Origin of the sequence: Bradyrhizobium sp. HKCCYLRH3099 (assembly GCF_051167855.1) — a bacterium.
In the GTDB taxonomy this organism is placed as follows: domain Bacteria; phylum Pseudomonadota; class Alphaproteobacteria; order Rhizobiales; family Xanthobacteraceae; genus Bradyrhizobium.
The window spans coordinates 61,059-74,269 of sequence record NZ_JBNPTW010000016.1 but is presented as its reverse complement, the minus strand read 5'-3'; the positions used below and the strand labels follow the sequence as shown (position 1 = coordinate 74,269).

General features: G+C 67.2%; 12 protein-coding genes. 2 read left to right on the top strand and 10 right to left on the bottom strand.

The genetic code is table 11. The annotated features are described in order from the left end of the window. Positions 1-58: 58 nt before the first annotated feature. A complete protein-coding gene (locus ACQR1Y_RS25740) occupies positions 59-598 on the top strand; it encodes an adenine phosphoribosyltransferase (protein ID WP_434857065.1) in 540 nt (179 codons plus the stop codon). Between the two features lie 10 nt (positions 599-608). Here the strand turns inward: ACQR1Y_RS25740 and ACQR1Y_RS25735 are convergent, their stop codons facing one another. From ACQR1Y_RS25735 to ACQR1Y_RS25695, 9 genes are all read right to left on the bottom strand, one after another. After that, complete coding sequence (locus ACQR1Y_RS25735) at positions 609-1,277, bottom strand: hypothetical protein (protein WP_434857064.1); 669 nt, start codon at positions 1,275-1,277, stop codon at positions 609-611. A 56-nt stretch (positions 1,278-1,333) separates the two neighbouring features. Beyond that, positions 1,334-2,095, bottom strand: coding sequence for a hypothetical protein (locus ACQR1Y_RS25730; protein ID WP_035646707.1), 762 nt, complete (start codon positions 2,093-2,095; stop codon positions 1,334-1,336). A 263-nt stretch (positions 2,096-2,358) separates the two neighbouring features. After that, a complete protein-coding gene (locus tag ACQR1Y_RS25725) occupies positions 2,359-3,558 on the bottom strand; it encodes a M48 family metallopeptidase (RefSeq protein WP_434876950.1) in 1,200 nt (399 codons plus the stop codon). Between the two features lie 33 nt (positions 3,559-3,591). Beyond that, a complete protein-coding gene (locus ACQR1Y_RS25720; RefSeq protein WP_434876949.1) occupies positions 3,592-4,149 on the bottom strand; it encodes a LemA family protein in 558 nt (185 codons plus the stop codon). A 180-nt stretch (positions 4,150-4,329) separates the two neighbouring features. Then, positions 4,330-4,737: a COG4315 family predicted lipoprotein gene (locus tag ACQR1Y_RS25715; RefSeq protein WP_434877155.1), complete on the bottom strand. Its 408-nt coding sequence runs from the start codon at positions 4,735-4,737 to the stop codon at positions 4,330-4,332. A gap of 177 nt (positions 4,738-4,914) precedes the next feature. Next, on the bottom strand, positions 4,915-5,904 hold the full coding sequence (locus tag ACQR1Y_RS25710) for a small ribosomal subunit Rsm22 family protein (RefSeq protein WP_434876948.1): 990 nt from the start codon (positions 5,902-5,904) through the stop codon (positions 4,915-4,917). A 63-nt stretch (positions 5,905-5,967) separates the two neighbouring features. Then, complete coding sequence (gene smc / locus ACQR1Y_RS25705) at positions 5,968-9,432, bottom strand: chromosome segregation protein SMC (RefSeq protein ID WP_434876947.1); 3,465 nt, start codon at positions 9,430-9,432, stop codon at positions 5,968-5,970. Between the two features lie 244 nt (positions 9,433-9,676). Then, positions 9,677-10,333 carry a DsbA family protein gene (locus tag ACQR1Y_RS25700; RefSeq protein ID WP_434876946.1) on the bottom strand — a complete coding sequence of 219 codons (657 nt, stop codon included), beginning with the start codon at positions 10,331-10,333 and terminating at the stop codon, positions 9,677-9,679. A gap of 118 nt (positions 10,334-10,451) precedes the next feature. After that, the gene (locus ACQR1Y_RS25695; RefSeq protein WP_006612422.1) at positions 10,452-10,931 is read right to left on the bottom strand and encodes a DUF721 domain-containing protein; all 480 of its coding nucleotides are present in this window, start codon (positions 10,929-10,931) and stop codon (positions 10,452-10,454) included. A gap of 119 nt (positions 10,932-11,050) precedes the next feature. Between ACQR1Y_RS25695 and mutY the strand changes: the two genes are divergently transcribed. Further along, on the top strand, positions 11,051-12,154 hold the full coding sequence (gene mutY / locus ACQR1Y_RS25690) for an A/G-specific adenine glycosylase (RefSeq protein WP_434876945.1): 1,104 nt from the start codon (positions 11,051-11,053) through the stop codon (positions 12,152-12,154). A 447-nt stretch (positions 12,155-12,601) separates the two neighbouring features. Here the strand turns inward: mutY and ACQR1Y_RS25685 are convergent, their stop codons facing one another. Beyond that, the gene (locus tag ACQR1Y_RS25685) at positions 12,602-12,871 is read right to left on the bottom strand and encodes a DUF2798 domain-containing protein (RefSeq protein ID WP_434876944.1); all 270 of its coding nucleotides are present in this window, start codon (positions 12,869-12,871) and stop codon (positions 12,602-12,604) included. Positions 12,872-13,211: the final 340 nt, after the last annotated feature.

The following is a 13,211-nucleotide window of genomic DNA, read 5'->3' as shown; positions in this document are numbered from 1 at the left end:
CGGCGGACATGTCGCTTCGCTCGCAATGACGGCAACACATAGAGTGGATGAGAGCACGATGACGTTCGATCTGGACATCAAGAACACGGTCCGCACCATTCCGGACTATCCCAAGCCCGGCATCCTGTTCCGGGACATCACGACCTTGCTGGCGGACGCGCGCGCGTTCCGCCGCGCGGTCGACGAGCTTGTGCATCCGTGGGCCGGCTCGAAGATGGACAAGGTCGCCGGCATCGAGGCGCGCGGCTTCATCCTCGGCGGCGCGGTCGCGCACCAGCTCTCGGCGGGCTTCGTGCCGATCCGCAAGAAGGGCAAGCTGCCGCACAAGACCGTCAGCATGTCCTATGCGCTGGAATACGGCACCGACGAGATGGAGATGCATGTCGACGCGGTGCAGCCCGGCGAGCGCGTGATCCTGGTCGACGACCTCATCGCCACCGGCGGCACGGCGGAGGGCGCGGTGAAGCTGCTGCGCCAGATCGGCGCCACCGTGGTGGCGGCCTGCTTCATCATCGATCTGCCGGATCTCGGCGGCGCCGCCAAGCTGCGCGCGCTCGACGTGCCCGTGCGCTCGCTGATCGCGTTCGAGGGCCATTGAGGAGGCGGCATCAGGACCGCTGCATCAGGAGCTCGTTCTCGATCTCCCGGAACGCGTAATAGTTGCGGCGGATCCATTGATAGAGCTCGGTGGAGCCGTCCTTCTCCTGGCGCAGATAGCCGGTGAAGGAGAACGAGAAACGCTCGATATAGGTCCTGAGGAAGGCCGGCAGGGCGGCGATGCGCAGGTGCTTGCCGCGGCTGTAGAGGTCGGGCAGCTCCTCGCGCAGCACGTGGTCGTTCTCGACCACGATCAGCTGGGGCCGGGGGATCTGTCGCCGCAGGCTTTCATAGGCGCGCATCGACACCCGGTCGCCTTCCGCACAATAGAGGACGATCGGGACCACGTTCCGCCGTGCGGCCTCCTTCAAAAAGCCGATCTCCTCGGACATTTTGAAGAACTCGTCGAACGAGTAGAAGCCGAGGTCGATCACCTTGGCGATGCCGTCGTTGAGGATCACCCGATCCATCAATTGGATCTTGCCGTAGGTGTCCTCGATGGTCGCGGTTTCCGTGATCTGCGGCAGATAGTCGAGCAGCGACGGCTCGCGCAGGGTGACGTCGAAGGCGAGCACCTGGCCGTTCTTGAGCAGCAGGAACTCGCTCAGGACCCGCGCAAGCAGCGTCTTCCCGGACTGCGGCCGGGGCGAGCAGACGATGTAGACGGGCGTCGCGGGCATCCGACCTATATCAGGTCAAACGCGCCTGCGATAAAGCCCCATCATTCACGGAGCTGCTATTTTTCCCCGGCAGGCCGCGGCGCCGCCGGCTTGCTCGACCCGACGATGTCGGTCAGCTTGATCCGGTCGTACTCGCTCCAGACATTGGCGAGCCAATGCCGGACATAGCCGCGCAGCACGAAGGAGTAGTTGGCGGCCTCGTCGCGCGGGCCCTTGTTGGCGACGAATTTGAGGAACGGCACCGAGGCGACCTCGACCTGCTCGAACGCCATTTCGTTCAGCTTCGGGATGGTCAGCTCGGTCGCATCCTTGATGCGGTGGAAGTAGGAATTGTAGGTCGACTGGTCCCACTCGAAGAAGCTGGTGTTGTTGATGAAGTTCTTCACCAGGAAATACTTCGCCCCGATCATGTAGCTCGCCGTCTCGGCGATCTCGTCCAGCGAAGCGATCGAGGAGCCCAGGATGTGGAACACCGCGAAGGTGATCTGGCCGGAGCGGGCGGCGTCAAGGAAGCCGATGTCGCGCAAGGCAGCCAGGGTGGGGGACATCAGGCCGGCGCGGACGTCGATCACGGTCACCGAGGGCGCCACCGCGCTCAGGGTGTCGAAGATCTTCATCTGGTCCGGCGTCGAGTTCATGTCGACGATCTCGGTGATTTCCGGATGGAAGCGCTTCAGCGTGCCGCGCGGATGCTCGGTGTCGAACGCCCGGGTGGGGACGTTGTTGGCGCTGAAATAATCGAGCAACGTCCGGGACACCGTGGTCTTGCCGACCCCGCCCTTGTCCGCGCCCACCACAACCACTGCCGGTTTCGCCATGGAAAGTCCTTCAGCCCTGAGGCCGGCCAGTGGGCCGGCGCATTGCATTCTGCTTTGGGCGCGAACATGGCAGAAACGCTGAAGAATTCAAATTCATTGCAGCACGGGACGGGGGAAATTTGCGCCTTTGCTGCAACAGGAGGGAGCAATCGGGCGCATTCTCGCTCGGCCGTCGGGACGAACGCGGAGACACTTGAGAGGGAATGGCAAGACGGCCGCTCGCCGCCTTTGACTGGCGGGCGAACAATCGTCTCGCTTGCGCGTCAGTGTCGTCCCCAGGGACCCGCGGCCGGCGTCGTCCAGGGGCCTGCCGGCGTATCTTGCCCGGCAGCGGACGTGCTACCCGCTCCATTGGCGCCGCCCCAGGGGCCGGACGGGGGCAGCGGCGGCGGCGCGTCATTTGCCGTTTCAGCGGCGGTGCTGTCGGCGTCTTCAGCCTCCGACGGCAGCGCCAGCGGGCCTGGATCATGGCCGCCGGCGAACTTGATCAGGGCCTGGACGCGGGCATCCACCGAGGGGTGGGTGGCGAACAGGTCGGCAAAACCCTCCCGGGGATTGTCGACGCACAATTCCATCACGGCCGAAGTGGCGCCGGGCAGCTCGCCGCGGCCCTCGATCTTGCGCAAGGCGCTGATCATGGCGTCCGGGTTCTTGGTCAGCTCGACCGCGCCGGCGTCGGCCAGATACTCCCGCGTGCGCGACAAGGCCAGCTTGACGACCTGGGACAGCAGCCAGGCGAGCACGATCAGCACCACCGCGACGATCACGACGATGATGGCGCCGCCGCCGGAGCCCTTGCGGTCGGAATCCGACGACGATGAGGAGGACGACGACGAGCGGCCCCAGCCGCCGCCCCAGCTCATGTTGGTGAACAGCCGAAAGAACAATTCGCCGAAGAAGCCGACCACGCCGGCGATGATGACGGCCACCACCATCAGCTGGACGTCGCCGTTGCGGATATGGGTCAGCTCGTGACCCAGCACCGCCTCGATTTCCTGGTCGTCGAGTGCCGCGAGCAGGCCGGTGGTGACCGTGACCGAATATTGCCGCGGGTTGAGGCCGGTGGCGAAGGCGTTCAGCGCCGGGCTGTCCATGATCTTCAGCTGCGGCATCGTGATGCCGCGCGAGATGCAGAGGTTTTCCAGCAGATTGTACAGCCGCGGCTGTTCCTGGCGGGTCACTGCGGCCCCGCCGGTCACCGCATCGATCATCTTCTGGTGGAAGAAATAGGCGATCACGATCCAGGCGGCCGCCCCGATCGTGGCCCAGGGCAGCGCCTTGATCAGGTCGCGTGTGGCGGCGTTCATGTAATAGGCGACGCTGCCATTGCCGTTGATCATGACCTCCGCGATCAGCGCGCCCGCGAACACCAGGACGTAGATCAGCAGGAACAGGCCGCCGAGCAGCAGCATCGAACGGGTCTTGTTCGATGCGATGTGGGTGTAGAGACCGTAGGCGGCCATGATGTCGGGCCCTTCAGCGGAGAGGGCGCCGGCTCAGAACTTGACGCTCGGCGCGGCCTCGACCTCCGCGCGGCTGGTACCGAGATCGAAGAATTCCTTGCGGGTGAAGCCGAAGGTGCCGGCGAACAGCGCCGCGGGCAGCTGCTGGATGCCGGTATTGTATTCCTGAACGGCATTGTTGAAGAAGCGGCGGCTGGCGGCGATCTTGTTCTCGATGTCCGAGAGCTCGCCGGCGAGCTGCTGGAAATTGGCGTTGGCCTTGAGGTCCGGATAGGCTTCGGACAGCGCGATCAGCCGGCCGAGCGCGCCGGTGAGCTGGCCTTCGGCGGCGGAGACCTGCGCCGGGCCCTGAGCCGAAATGGCTGCGTTCCGCGCCTTGATCACCTCGTCCAGGGTGCCGCGCTCATGCGCGGCGTAGCCCTTCACGGTCTCGACCAGGTTCGGGATCAAATCGTGGCGCAGCTTGAGCTGGACGTCGATGTCGGCAAAGGCCTGCCCGACGCGCTGGCTGAGGGCCACCAGCCGGTTGTAGGCGCCGAAGGCGAACAGCACGAGAATGACGAGGATGCCGAGGACGATCCAGCCGGACATGACGGGCTCCGAGGGAGAGGGCAGGAGGACGAGGCGGCCGGCACATGGCGGCGCCGCCGGTCCCAGGGTGGACCGGCGTGCATTGGTCGCGGCAGGGCGGCTGCCCGTTCAAGCCGCGCCGGCCCAAGTGCCTTGTTCGGCTGTCGTCCAGGCGTCCGGCCCGATGTCAGCGGCTTCGGCTTAATAGGGGCGAGCGACCCGCCATTTCTGGTCGGGATCGTTGCCCTTGATGTCGCCCGGCGCCGTATCGGCTTGCGAGGTGTAGAGCGGGCGATAGCGGTAGGCCCACATCTTCTTGCCGTCGCTGCGGGTGATGACGGTGAAATCGCCGGTCGCGACCGCATTGTCGGGCGCGGGCAGCGGCGGACGCTTCTGGGCGCACTCGCCGTCGCAGGTCGACTTGTTTCCGGTGTTGTCGCGCTCGGTATAGTACAGCGTCATGCCCTTCAGGTCGGTCAGGATCGGGCCGTTCTTGCCGACGACCGCCTTGGCCGGCGCCGGACCGGCTTCCTGCTTCGGGGCGGGCGGCGGTTCGGATCCATGGCCTCCGCCGTGCCCTCCGGCAAAGGCGCTTCCTGCCGAAGCCATCAGAATTGCAGCGATCGTCATCGTCCTGAACATCGACACGCGTTCCCTTGTGAGCAGCGCCTTCGGCGCCCGTTGCAGCTCACCGTAGCAAGCGCAGGTTTTTCTCGGGTTTCGCGAAGTCGACAAAATGAGAGACAAGCGCGACTTGACGTTAACCATGCCGGGCCGCGTGGGTCTCTAGGGACGTGGCGGCAGCTCCACGCCGTCGCCCCAGTCCCAGCGCCGGGCCGCGGCGAAAGCCGGCTTGTCGCGGCGGGGAATGCTGACCGTGGCCGCGGTCCCATCGGCCAGGCACAGCTTGGCCGTCGCCGCGATCTTCGTCACCATCGGCGGCGCCAGGACGCGCGCGGCCGCACGATGCGCGACGGGCTGTCGGGTCACGGCGACGAAGCTGAACTTCTCGTCCTCGAACGGCACATCCGCGCCCTTGAGCTCACGATGCGCCCGCGAGCGGGCCAGCCGCTGGACGAAGTGGCACCAGTCCGGTGCGATCAGCGGACATGCCGCCGCATGCGGGCAGGGGGCCGCCACATGAGCGCCTGTTGCGATCAACTGGTCCCGGGCCGCGATGATCCGCTGATAACCGGCCGGCGTACCAGGCTCGACGATGAGCAGGGCGCTGCCAGCCTTTTCCCACAGCAGGTCGACGACGGACCTACGCTCCATGTCGCTCAGTTCATTGATGACGTAGCTCGCGATCACGAGATCAGCGCGCTCGGCACGATCGAGCAGGGTGCGTGTAGTGCCCAGCGCGTAGGTCAGATCGCGGCTGTGCAGCCCATCCTCGGCCAACGAGAGCGCCAGGGTGCGCAAGGCAGGATTCGCATCGATGGCGTTGAACGATGTCAGCGAGGAGAACGCTTCGGCGGCCGCGAAGCTGGCTGTGCCCGGCCCCGCGCCGACATCGAGCAGCGAGGATGGAGCGAAGTCGGGGCTCGCCTGGATCAAAGCATTCAGGCTCGCAGCCACCGCAGCATACGTCGCCGGCATCCGCACGGTGGCATAGGCAATCGCGTCGGCGTCGGTGGTGATCGCTCCGGAATTGCCGCCGCTGCGGTAGGTGTCGGAGATACGCGCGGCGCGGGCTGCTGCATCCTGCCGCGACTGTCCATGCAGCTTGGCTTCGAGTGCGGCCTTGAGCGCGGCGGGAAGACCGGGAGAGATCATTGGTGCTCTCCAAGCATCATTCCGGATGCCGCTGACGCGGCGATCCGGGATGACTTAGCAGCGTCACGCCACCTGCTGGTCGAGGATCTTCACGGCCTCGTCGAGCGCGACCGAGACGAGCTGCGAGACGCCGCGCTCGGCCATGGTGACGCCGAACAGCCGGTTCATGCGCGCCATGGTGATCGGGTTGTGGGTGATGATGATGAAGCGGGTCTCGGTCGAGCCCTTCATTTCATGCAGCAGATTGCAGAAGCGCTCCACGTTGTGGTCGTCGAGCGGCGCGTCGACCTCGTCCAGCACGCAGATCGGCGAGGGGTTGGTCAAGAACACCGCGAAGATCAGCGCCATTGCCGTCAGCGCCTGTTCGCCGCCCGAGAGCAGCGACAAGGTCTGCGGCTTCTTGCCCGGCGGCTTGGCGATGATCTCGAGGCCGGCCTCGAGCGGATCGTCGCTCTCGATCAGGTGCAGCGCGGCCTCGCCGCCGCCGAACAGCTCGGTGAACAGGCGCTTGAAGTGGTCATTGACGGTCTCGAACGAGGACTGCAGCCGCTCGCGCGCCTCCTTGTTGAGGCTCTGGATGCCCTGGCGCAGCCGCTTGATGGCCTCGACCAGGTCGTCGCGCTCGGTGGTCAGCGCGGTGTGCGAGCCCTCGACCTCGGTAAGCTCTTCCTCGGCGCGGAGGTTGACGGCGCCGAGCCGCTCGCGGTCGCGGCGCAGCTTCTCCAGGCTGTCCTCGATCTCGTGCAGCGGCGGCAGCTGGGTGTCCGGGCCGATCTCGGCCATCGCGGCGACCGCGTTCGGCTCGCATTCGAGCATGTCGTGGATCTCGCGCTCGACGTCGGCGACGCGGCGCTTGGCGCTCTCCAGCCGCTCCTCGGCGCGGGCGGCGGCCTCGCGCGACTTCGACAGCGCTTCCAGCGAGGCCTTGGCGGCCCGGTCGGTGTCGCCCATCGCGGTCTCGGCCTCGGCGAGCGCGTCGGCCGCGACCTGACGCTCTTCCTCGGCGATCGCGAGCTCGTCGATCAGCGCGCTGCGCTTCTCGGCAAAGATCTCCGGCGCGTTGTCGAGCTCGGCGCGCTCGTCACGGACCTCGGCGATGCGCGCCTCGATGGTGGCGATCTGCGAGCCGGCGCCGCGGATGCGGTTGAACCAGTCGTTGCGCTCGTTGATGATCGCCTGCACGCGGCGGTCGGCGAGCTCGGCCTCGCGGGCGAGCGCCTGCGCCTCGGCACGGACCTGGGCTGCGGCACGGCGCTTTGTCTCGATCTCGGCGCGCACGGCGGCGAGACGGCCGTCGGCTTCGGTGGTCGCCGGCAGCCCCTCGATCGCCTCCAGCGCATTCTCATGCAGCTCGGCGATCTCGGCGCGGTCATGGGCCAGACGCGTGGAGGCCTCGACCAGCGCGGACTTGCGCGCCGAATGGCGGTTGATCTCGCGCTCGGCATTGGCGTGGCGCTCGCGCGCCGAATTGACCTCGCGCTGCGCGGCGCGCCAAGCTTCGCGCGCGGCGCTCTCGGCAGCGGTCGCGGCCTTCACCTCGGCCTCGGCGCTCTCCAGCGCCTGGCGCTTGCTGGCGGCATCGATGCGCGCCTGCTCCAGCTCGGCCTCGATGTCGATCAGGCGGGCGCGCTCGGCGAGACGACGGGCAGCGCCGGTCGGCGCATGGGCGGCGGCGATGAAGCCGTCCCAGCGCCAGACGTCGCCTTCCGGCGACACCAGCCGCTGGCCGGTGCGCAGCTGCGACACCAGCTGCGCGCCGCGATCCCTCGATACCACGCCGATCTGGGCGAGACGGCGCGACAGCTCCGGCGGTGCCTGCACATACGCAGCCAATGGCTCGACGCCGTCCGGCAGCGCGGGGTCGGTGACCTCGGCGCCGGCGACGGTCCAGTGCATCGGCGCGGACGCATCGACCGGCGCATCGAGATCGTCACCCAGCACGGCGCCGAGCGCCTTCTCATAGCCCTTGGCAACGGTGACGCCGTCGATGATCGGCGGCCACAGATTCTTGGTCTCGCTGTTGACCATCTTGGAGATGGTGCGCGCCTCGGTCTCCAGCCGCTGCGCGCGCTTCTCGGCTTCCGCCAGCGGAGCGCGCGAGGCTTCGAGCTTCTGCCGCGCGGAGGCCTGCGCGGCCTCGTTGGTCTGCACCGCGGCTTCGGCCTGCGCCTCGGCCTCTTCGGCGGCTTCGAGCGCGGCGGCGAGCGTGTCGAGATCGCCGAGATGCGCGGTCTCCTGCGCCAGCCGCTCCTCGTCGGCGCGGACATTGGCGATGTCCTGGTCGAGCCGGGCGAGACGATCGCGATGGCTGCGGACGTTGGCCTCGAGCTGGTTGCGGCGGGCAGTGAGATCGGCGAGCTGCGTCGTCAGCTCGGTGAACTGGCGCTCTGTTTCGAGAAGCAGCGCCTCGGCCTCGGCGACGCGCTCGTCGACGCCGCTGCGCATCTCGACGCGGGCCTTGATCTCTTCCTTCAGCTCCGCGTCTTCGGTCTCCAGACGCTGCAGGGCGACCTGGGCATCCTGGTTCTGCTGCTGCTCGCGGGCGACGTCGGCGGTGAGCTGCATCAGGCGGCGGTCGAGCTCGCCGGCGCGCTCCTTGGCGCGCACCTCCTCGCGGTCGAGCAGGTCGCGGGCATTCTTCAGCCGCTGCATCGTCGCGGCCGCGCGCGCCTCGGCCTCGCGCAGCGCCGGCAGATGCGACGAGCGGATGGCCTGGATACGGGCGGATTCGGCCTGCTCCCGGGTCCGCTCAGCCATCTCGCGCACGGCGACGTCGTGCGTATGCGCGGCCTCGTTCAGATCGGCATGCGCGCCCATCCAGCGCAGATGATAGAGCGTCGCTTCCGCCTTGCGCACCTTGGCCGCGACCTCGCGATAGCGGATCGCCTGGCGCGCCTGCTTGCGCAGGCCTTCCATCTGGCCGGAGAGCTGGCCGATGACGTCTTCCACGCGCAGCAGATTCGTCTCGGCCGCCTTCAGCCGCAGCTCGGCCTCGTGGCGGCGCGCATGCAGGCCGGCGACGCCGGCGGCGTCTTCCAGCACGCGGCGGCGCTGCTCGGGCTTGGCCTGGATGATCTCGCCGATCTTGCCCTGGTGGACCAGCGCCGGCGAGCGCGCGCCGGTGGCGGCGTCGGCGAACAGGATCTGCACGTCGCGGGCGCGCACGTCGCGGCCGTTGATGCGATAGACCGAGCCGGCCTCGCGCTCGATACGGCGCGAGATTTCGAGGATGTCGCGGTCGTTCACGGCGGCCGGCGCAGTGCGATCGCTGTTGTCGATCGTCATCACCACTTCGGCGTGGTTGCGCGACGGACGCGTGTTCGAGCCGGAGAAGATCACCGCGTCCATGTCGGCGGCGCGCAGCGATTTGTGCGAGGTCTCACCCATCGCCCAGCGCAGCGCCTCGACCAGATTCGACTTGCCGCAGCCGTTCGGACCGACGACGCCGGTGAGGCCGGGTTCGATCACGAAGTCAGTCGGTTCGACGAACGTCTTGAAACCGTGGAGACGAAGACGCGTGAGTTTCATGCACAGATTCTCTGTTGGCGGGAAACGAATCTCACAGCCCCGACAATACCATGAATGGCAAAGTCAAAGTGACTTGAGTCGCCTCGAGCGCCTCATTCTGAGGGCGGGACAATGGCGACGCCGGTCCTTGAGGGCAACCCGCTCGCCCCGCTTTTCCAAGGCTTTCTCGACCGAATCAGCCCGACAAACAGAAGCGGCCCCACGAAGGGGCCGCACTGTGTCTCGTTTGACTCAGTGATTCGGATCAGCTCTTCAGAAGCGGGTTGATGCGCTTCTGAAACTCCTCGATCGAGGATTCGCCTTTGATCTTCTCGCCGTTGATGAAGAAGGTCGGCGTCGAATCAACTTTAAGAATGTCGCTGGCGTATTTCTGGTCGGCGGCGATCTTGTCGAGCAGCGCCTGGTCCTTGAGGCAGGCTTCGACCTGCTGCTGGCTGAGCCCGGCCTGCTTGCCGATCCGGGTCAGGGTCTCCGTGGTGTTCTTGACCACCCAGTCGTTCTGCGAACGGAACAGCATGTCGGTGACCGCAAAATACTTCTGCGCGTCGTCCTTGGCGATGCAGCGCGTCAGCATCGAGCCGGCGGCGGCTTTGATGTCGAGCGGGAACTCGCGGAAGATGTAGCGGATCTTGCCGGTATCGATGTATTCGGCCTTCAGCTTCGGGAACACGGTCGCGTTGAACGCCGCGCAATGCGGGCAGGTCATCGAGGCGTATTCGACGATGGTCACCGCGGCGTCCGCCGGGCCGAGGCCCATGTCCGGCAGCGACTGCGGCTTGGCGACGTCGGCCGCGGTCTGCGCGAAGGCCTCGGAGATCAACCGCAGCGGCGAGAAGCCGGCCAGCGCGGCGAGGCCGGTCAACGACAGGGCGGCGGTGAAGGCGCGGCGGGTGATGATCAAGGCTCTGCTCCAAAATGGGCGCCTGAGGCGCCTGAAACGCTCATAACGTGGCTTTTCGCTAGCTTGAAACCCAGTCTGAGGCAATGCCGGGCCTCAAAGCGGGATCGACGCGAAAGCGTCAATTTCGCTTGATGGCGGCGCCCAGCCGGGCCAGCGCATCGCGCAATGCGTCGTCCTCGATCGCGGTCAGGGTTGAGGCCACCTTGGCCACCTTCTTCGGATCGGGCGGCGCCGGGCGGCGCTTCACCGGCGGCCGGGTCAGCGGTCCCTGGCGCAGCGCCAGCTTGCCGACCGCATGCCAGCCGAAGAAGCGGTTCACCCGCTCCAGGATGACATCAGACGAATGCTGGATCTCCAGCGCCATCGGCCCCTCGACGCGCAGGATGAGGGTCGCCGGCTCCTGCGGCTGGCCCTCGACCGGCCGCGGCCATTGCATCTTCAACGGCTGGGCATGCTCGGCGATCTCACGCCCGGCAATCTCCGGCCAGCGGGTCACCAGCTCACGCGCGGCAAACCCCTGCTTGGCATAGGCGGCCGTCAGCACGTCGCCCATCATCAGCGAGAGAGGCTTTGCGGTCAGGCGGCCGGGCTTTGCCATGATGAACAGGGGTCTCGTGGTGCTTGTCGTCAATCCCGGCGTGAAGAAAGCCGTGGATGCCGCAGACGAGATAGCGGTCCAACGGGCGACGATGGCTCCTGACGTACTAGATTAAGCCAATGGTGTCATCAGCCCTTCCTTCCAAGCGCAAGAACCCACAGCGGATTGATCCAGCTGCCGAACGCCCGGCCCAGCTGCTCGCGTGGTACGATCGCCACCGGCGGCGGCTGCCGTGGCGGGCGCCGGCCGGGCAGCGCTCGGATCCGTACCGGGTGTGGCTGTCGGAGATCATGCTGCAGCAGACCACGGTGAAGGCGGTCGGGCCGTATTTCGAGAAATTCCTGGCGCGCTGGCCGGATGTCTCGGCACTCGGCAGCGCCGATCTCGAGGACGTGCTGCGGATGTGGGCCGGCCTCGGCTATTACTCGCGGGCGCGCAACCTGCACGCCTGCGCGGTGACCGTGCTGCAGGAACACGGCGGCGTGTTCCCGGACACCGAGGAGGGGCTGCGCAAGCTGCCCGGCATCGGCCCGTACACGGCAGCCGCGATCGCGGCGATCGCGTTCGATCGCCAGACCATGCCGGTCGACGGCAACATCGAGCGCGTGACGACGCGGCTGTTTCGGATCGAGGAGGCGCTGCCGCAGGCCAAGCCGCAGATCCAGGCGCTGGCCGCGACCCTGCTCGGGCCGTCCCGTGCCGGCGACAGCGCCCAAGCCTTGATGGACCTCGGCGCCACCATCTGCACGCCGAAGAAGCCGGCCTGCGTGCTGTGCCCCTTCACCGAGGATTGCGCGGCGCGCCAGCGCGGCGACCAGGAGACGTTCCCGCGCAAGGCGGCGAAGAAGACCGGGACGCTGCGGCGCGGAGCAGCCTTCGTCGTTGTCAGAGGCGACGAGCTGCTGGTGCGCTCGCGCCCCGCCAAGGGCCTGCTCGGCGGCATGACCGAGGTGCCCGGCTCGGATTGGCTGGCCGGCCAGGACGATGCGGATGCGCTCGCCCAGGCGCCCGAGTTGGCGGGCGTGAAGCGCTGGCACCGCAAGCTCGGCGTCGTCACCCACGTCTTCACGCACTTCCCGCTGGAGGTCGTGGTCTACACCGCAACAGTGCCGGCGCGGACGCGCGCCCCCGACGGCATGCGCTGGGTGAAGATTGCCACGCTCGACGGCGAGGCGCTGCCCAACGTGATGCGCAAGGTCGTCGCGCATGGGCTCGGGGAGTGAGGCAGCGCTTCGCGTGTAGTTTGTAGTCGGGTGGGCAAAGGCGCGCCCCGAAAGCTTCTAAGCTGGCCGAGATGCCTCTCGTGCCGTGCCCACCATTGTATCAGCGAGTCCGCCGCAACATGGTGGGCACGCCGCCGCCTCCGGCGGCCGCTTTGCCCACCCTACAGCGCTACAACCTCCACCGTCGTCCCGGCCTTGAGCCGGGACCCATACCCCCAGGGAGCGGTTTGAGGCACGCTGGTCATTGGCCTTTTGCCCATCACGACGGCTGCGGCGTATGGATCCCGGATCAGCGCCACGACGCGCTGTTGCGCGCCGCGGCTTGTCCGGGACGACGGCGGAGGATGAGGCGCCGCTGCAGCTGCAGCCACCTTTGTCGTCCCGTCAAACGACATCGGAGCGTGAGGCCGACAGCGGGCCGCACGTCAGCGGCCTCGCTGCCTTTGCTTAGTTCGGCCTGGGCGCCTCCACCACGAGCGCCACGATCCGCCGCACCAGCGGCAGCACCGCGAGCAGGGTGGGGAACGCGACGACCCAGGAGATGGCCCATGCCGCGGGCCAGGTCGCGATGAACGCCGGCGTCGGCCCGAGGCTCTTCAGCGTCGCGATCGCGGAGACGACGAACGTCATCAGCACCGAAAGAGTGAAAGGCATGACGACGGCCGCATAGCGCGCCGGCAGTTTTCCGCGCGAGCGCGGTTCACCAGAAGATTTCATGATTACAGCTCTGGAATTCGTCGGTCGATCACGGGCAACGCGTCCTGCATTCCTCCGGATCGAACCGATCCGTTGAATGCGTTGCCTGACGTGAGACGCTTACGGTGCGCATCAGCGCAGCGGCAACTTGATAGCGCGACAAGAAGCCGAGCGCCAGTCCAAAATCCGCGCGACCCTGCTGGAGATTGTGGCGGCGCTCAATCGCCGACTGGCTGGAGCAGGGTGGGCAAAGGCGTGTGACGCTGCTGTGAGTCAGCCGGGCTGTCTCCCGCGCCGTCCCCTCATCGCGATTGGGACGCTGCCGCAAGACGGTGGGCACGTCACTGCCTTCAGCGGCCGC

Excerpts from the sequence above, each read along its gene's own strand:
- ACQR1Y_RS25740 (WP_434857065.1), top strand. The coding sequence starts at position 59 with ATGACGTTCGATCTGGACATCAAGAACACGGTCCGCACCATTCCGGAC.
- ACQR1Y_RS25735 (WP_434857064.1), bottom strand. The coding sequence starts at position 1,277 with ATGCCCGCGACGCCCGTCTACATCGTCTGCTCGCCCCGGCCGCAGTCC.
- ACQR1Y_RS25730 (WP_035646707.1), bottom strand. The coding sequence starts at position 2,095 with ATGGCGAAACCGGCAGTGGTTGTGGTGGGCGCGGACAAGGGCGGGGTC.
- ACQR1Y_RS25725 (WP_434876950.1), bottom strand. The coding sequence starts at position 3,558 with ATGGCCGCCTACGGTCTCTACACCCACATCGCATCGAACAAGACCCGT.
- ACQR1Y_RS25720 (WP_434876949.1), bottom strand. The coding sequence starts at position 4,149 with ATGTCCGGCTGGATCGTCCTCGGCATCCTCGTCATTCTCGTGCTGTTC.
- ACQR1Y_RS25715 (WP_434877155.1), bottom strand. The coding sequence starts at position 4,737 with ATGGCTTCGGCAGGAAGCGCCTTTGCCGGAGGGCACGGCGGAGGCCAT.
- ACQR1Y_RS25710 (WP_434876948.1), bottom strand. The coding sequence starts at position 5,904 with ATGATCTCTCCCGGTCTTCCCGCCGCGCTCAAGGCCGCACTCGAAGCC.
- smc (WP_434876947.1), bottom strand. The coding sequence starts at position 9,432 with ATGAAACTCACGCGTCTTCGTCTCCACGGTTTCAAGACGTTCGTCGAA.
- ACQR1Y_RS25695 (WP_006612422.1), bottom strand. The coding sequence starts at position 10,931 with ATGGCAAAGCCCGGCCGCCTGACCGCAAAGCCTCTCTCGCTGATGATG.
- mutY (WP_434876945.1), top strand. The coding sequence starts at position 11,051 with ATGGTGTCATCAGCCCTTCCTTCCAAGCGCAAGAACCCACAGCGGATT.
- ACQR1Y_RS25685 (WP_434876944.1), bottom strand. The coding sequence starts at position 12,871 with ATGAAATCTTCTGGTGAACCGCGCTCGCGCGGAAAACTGCCGGCGCGC.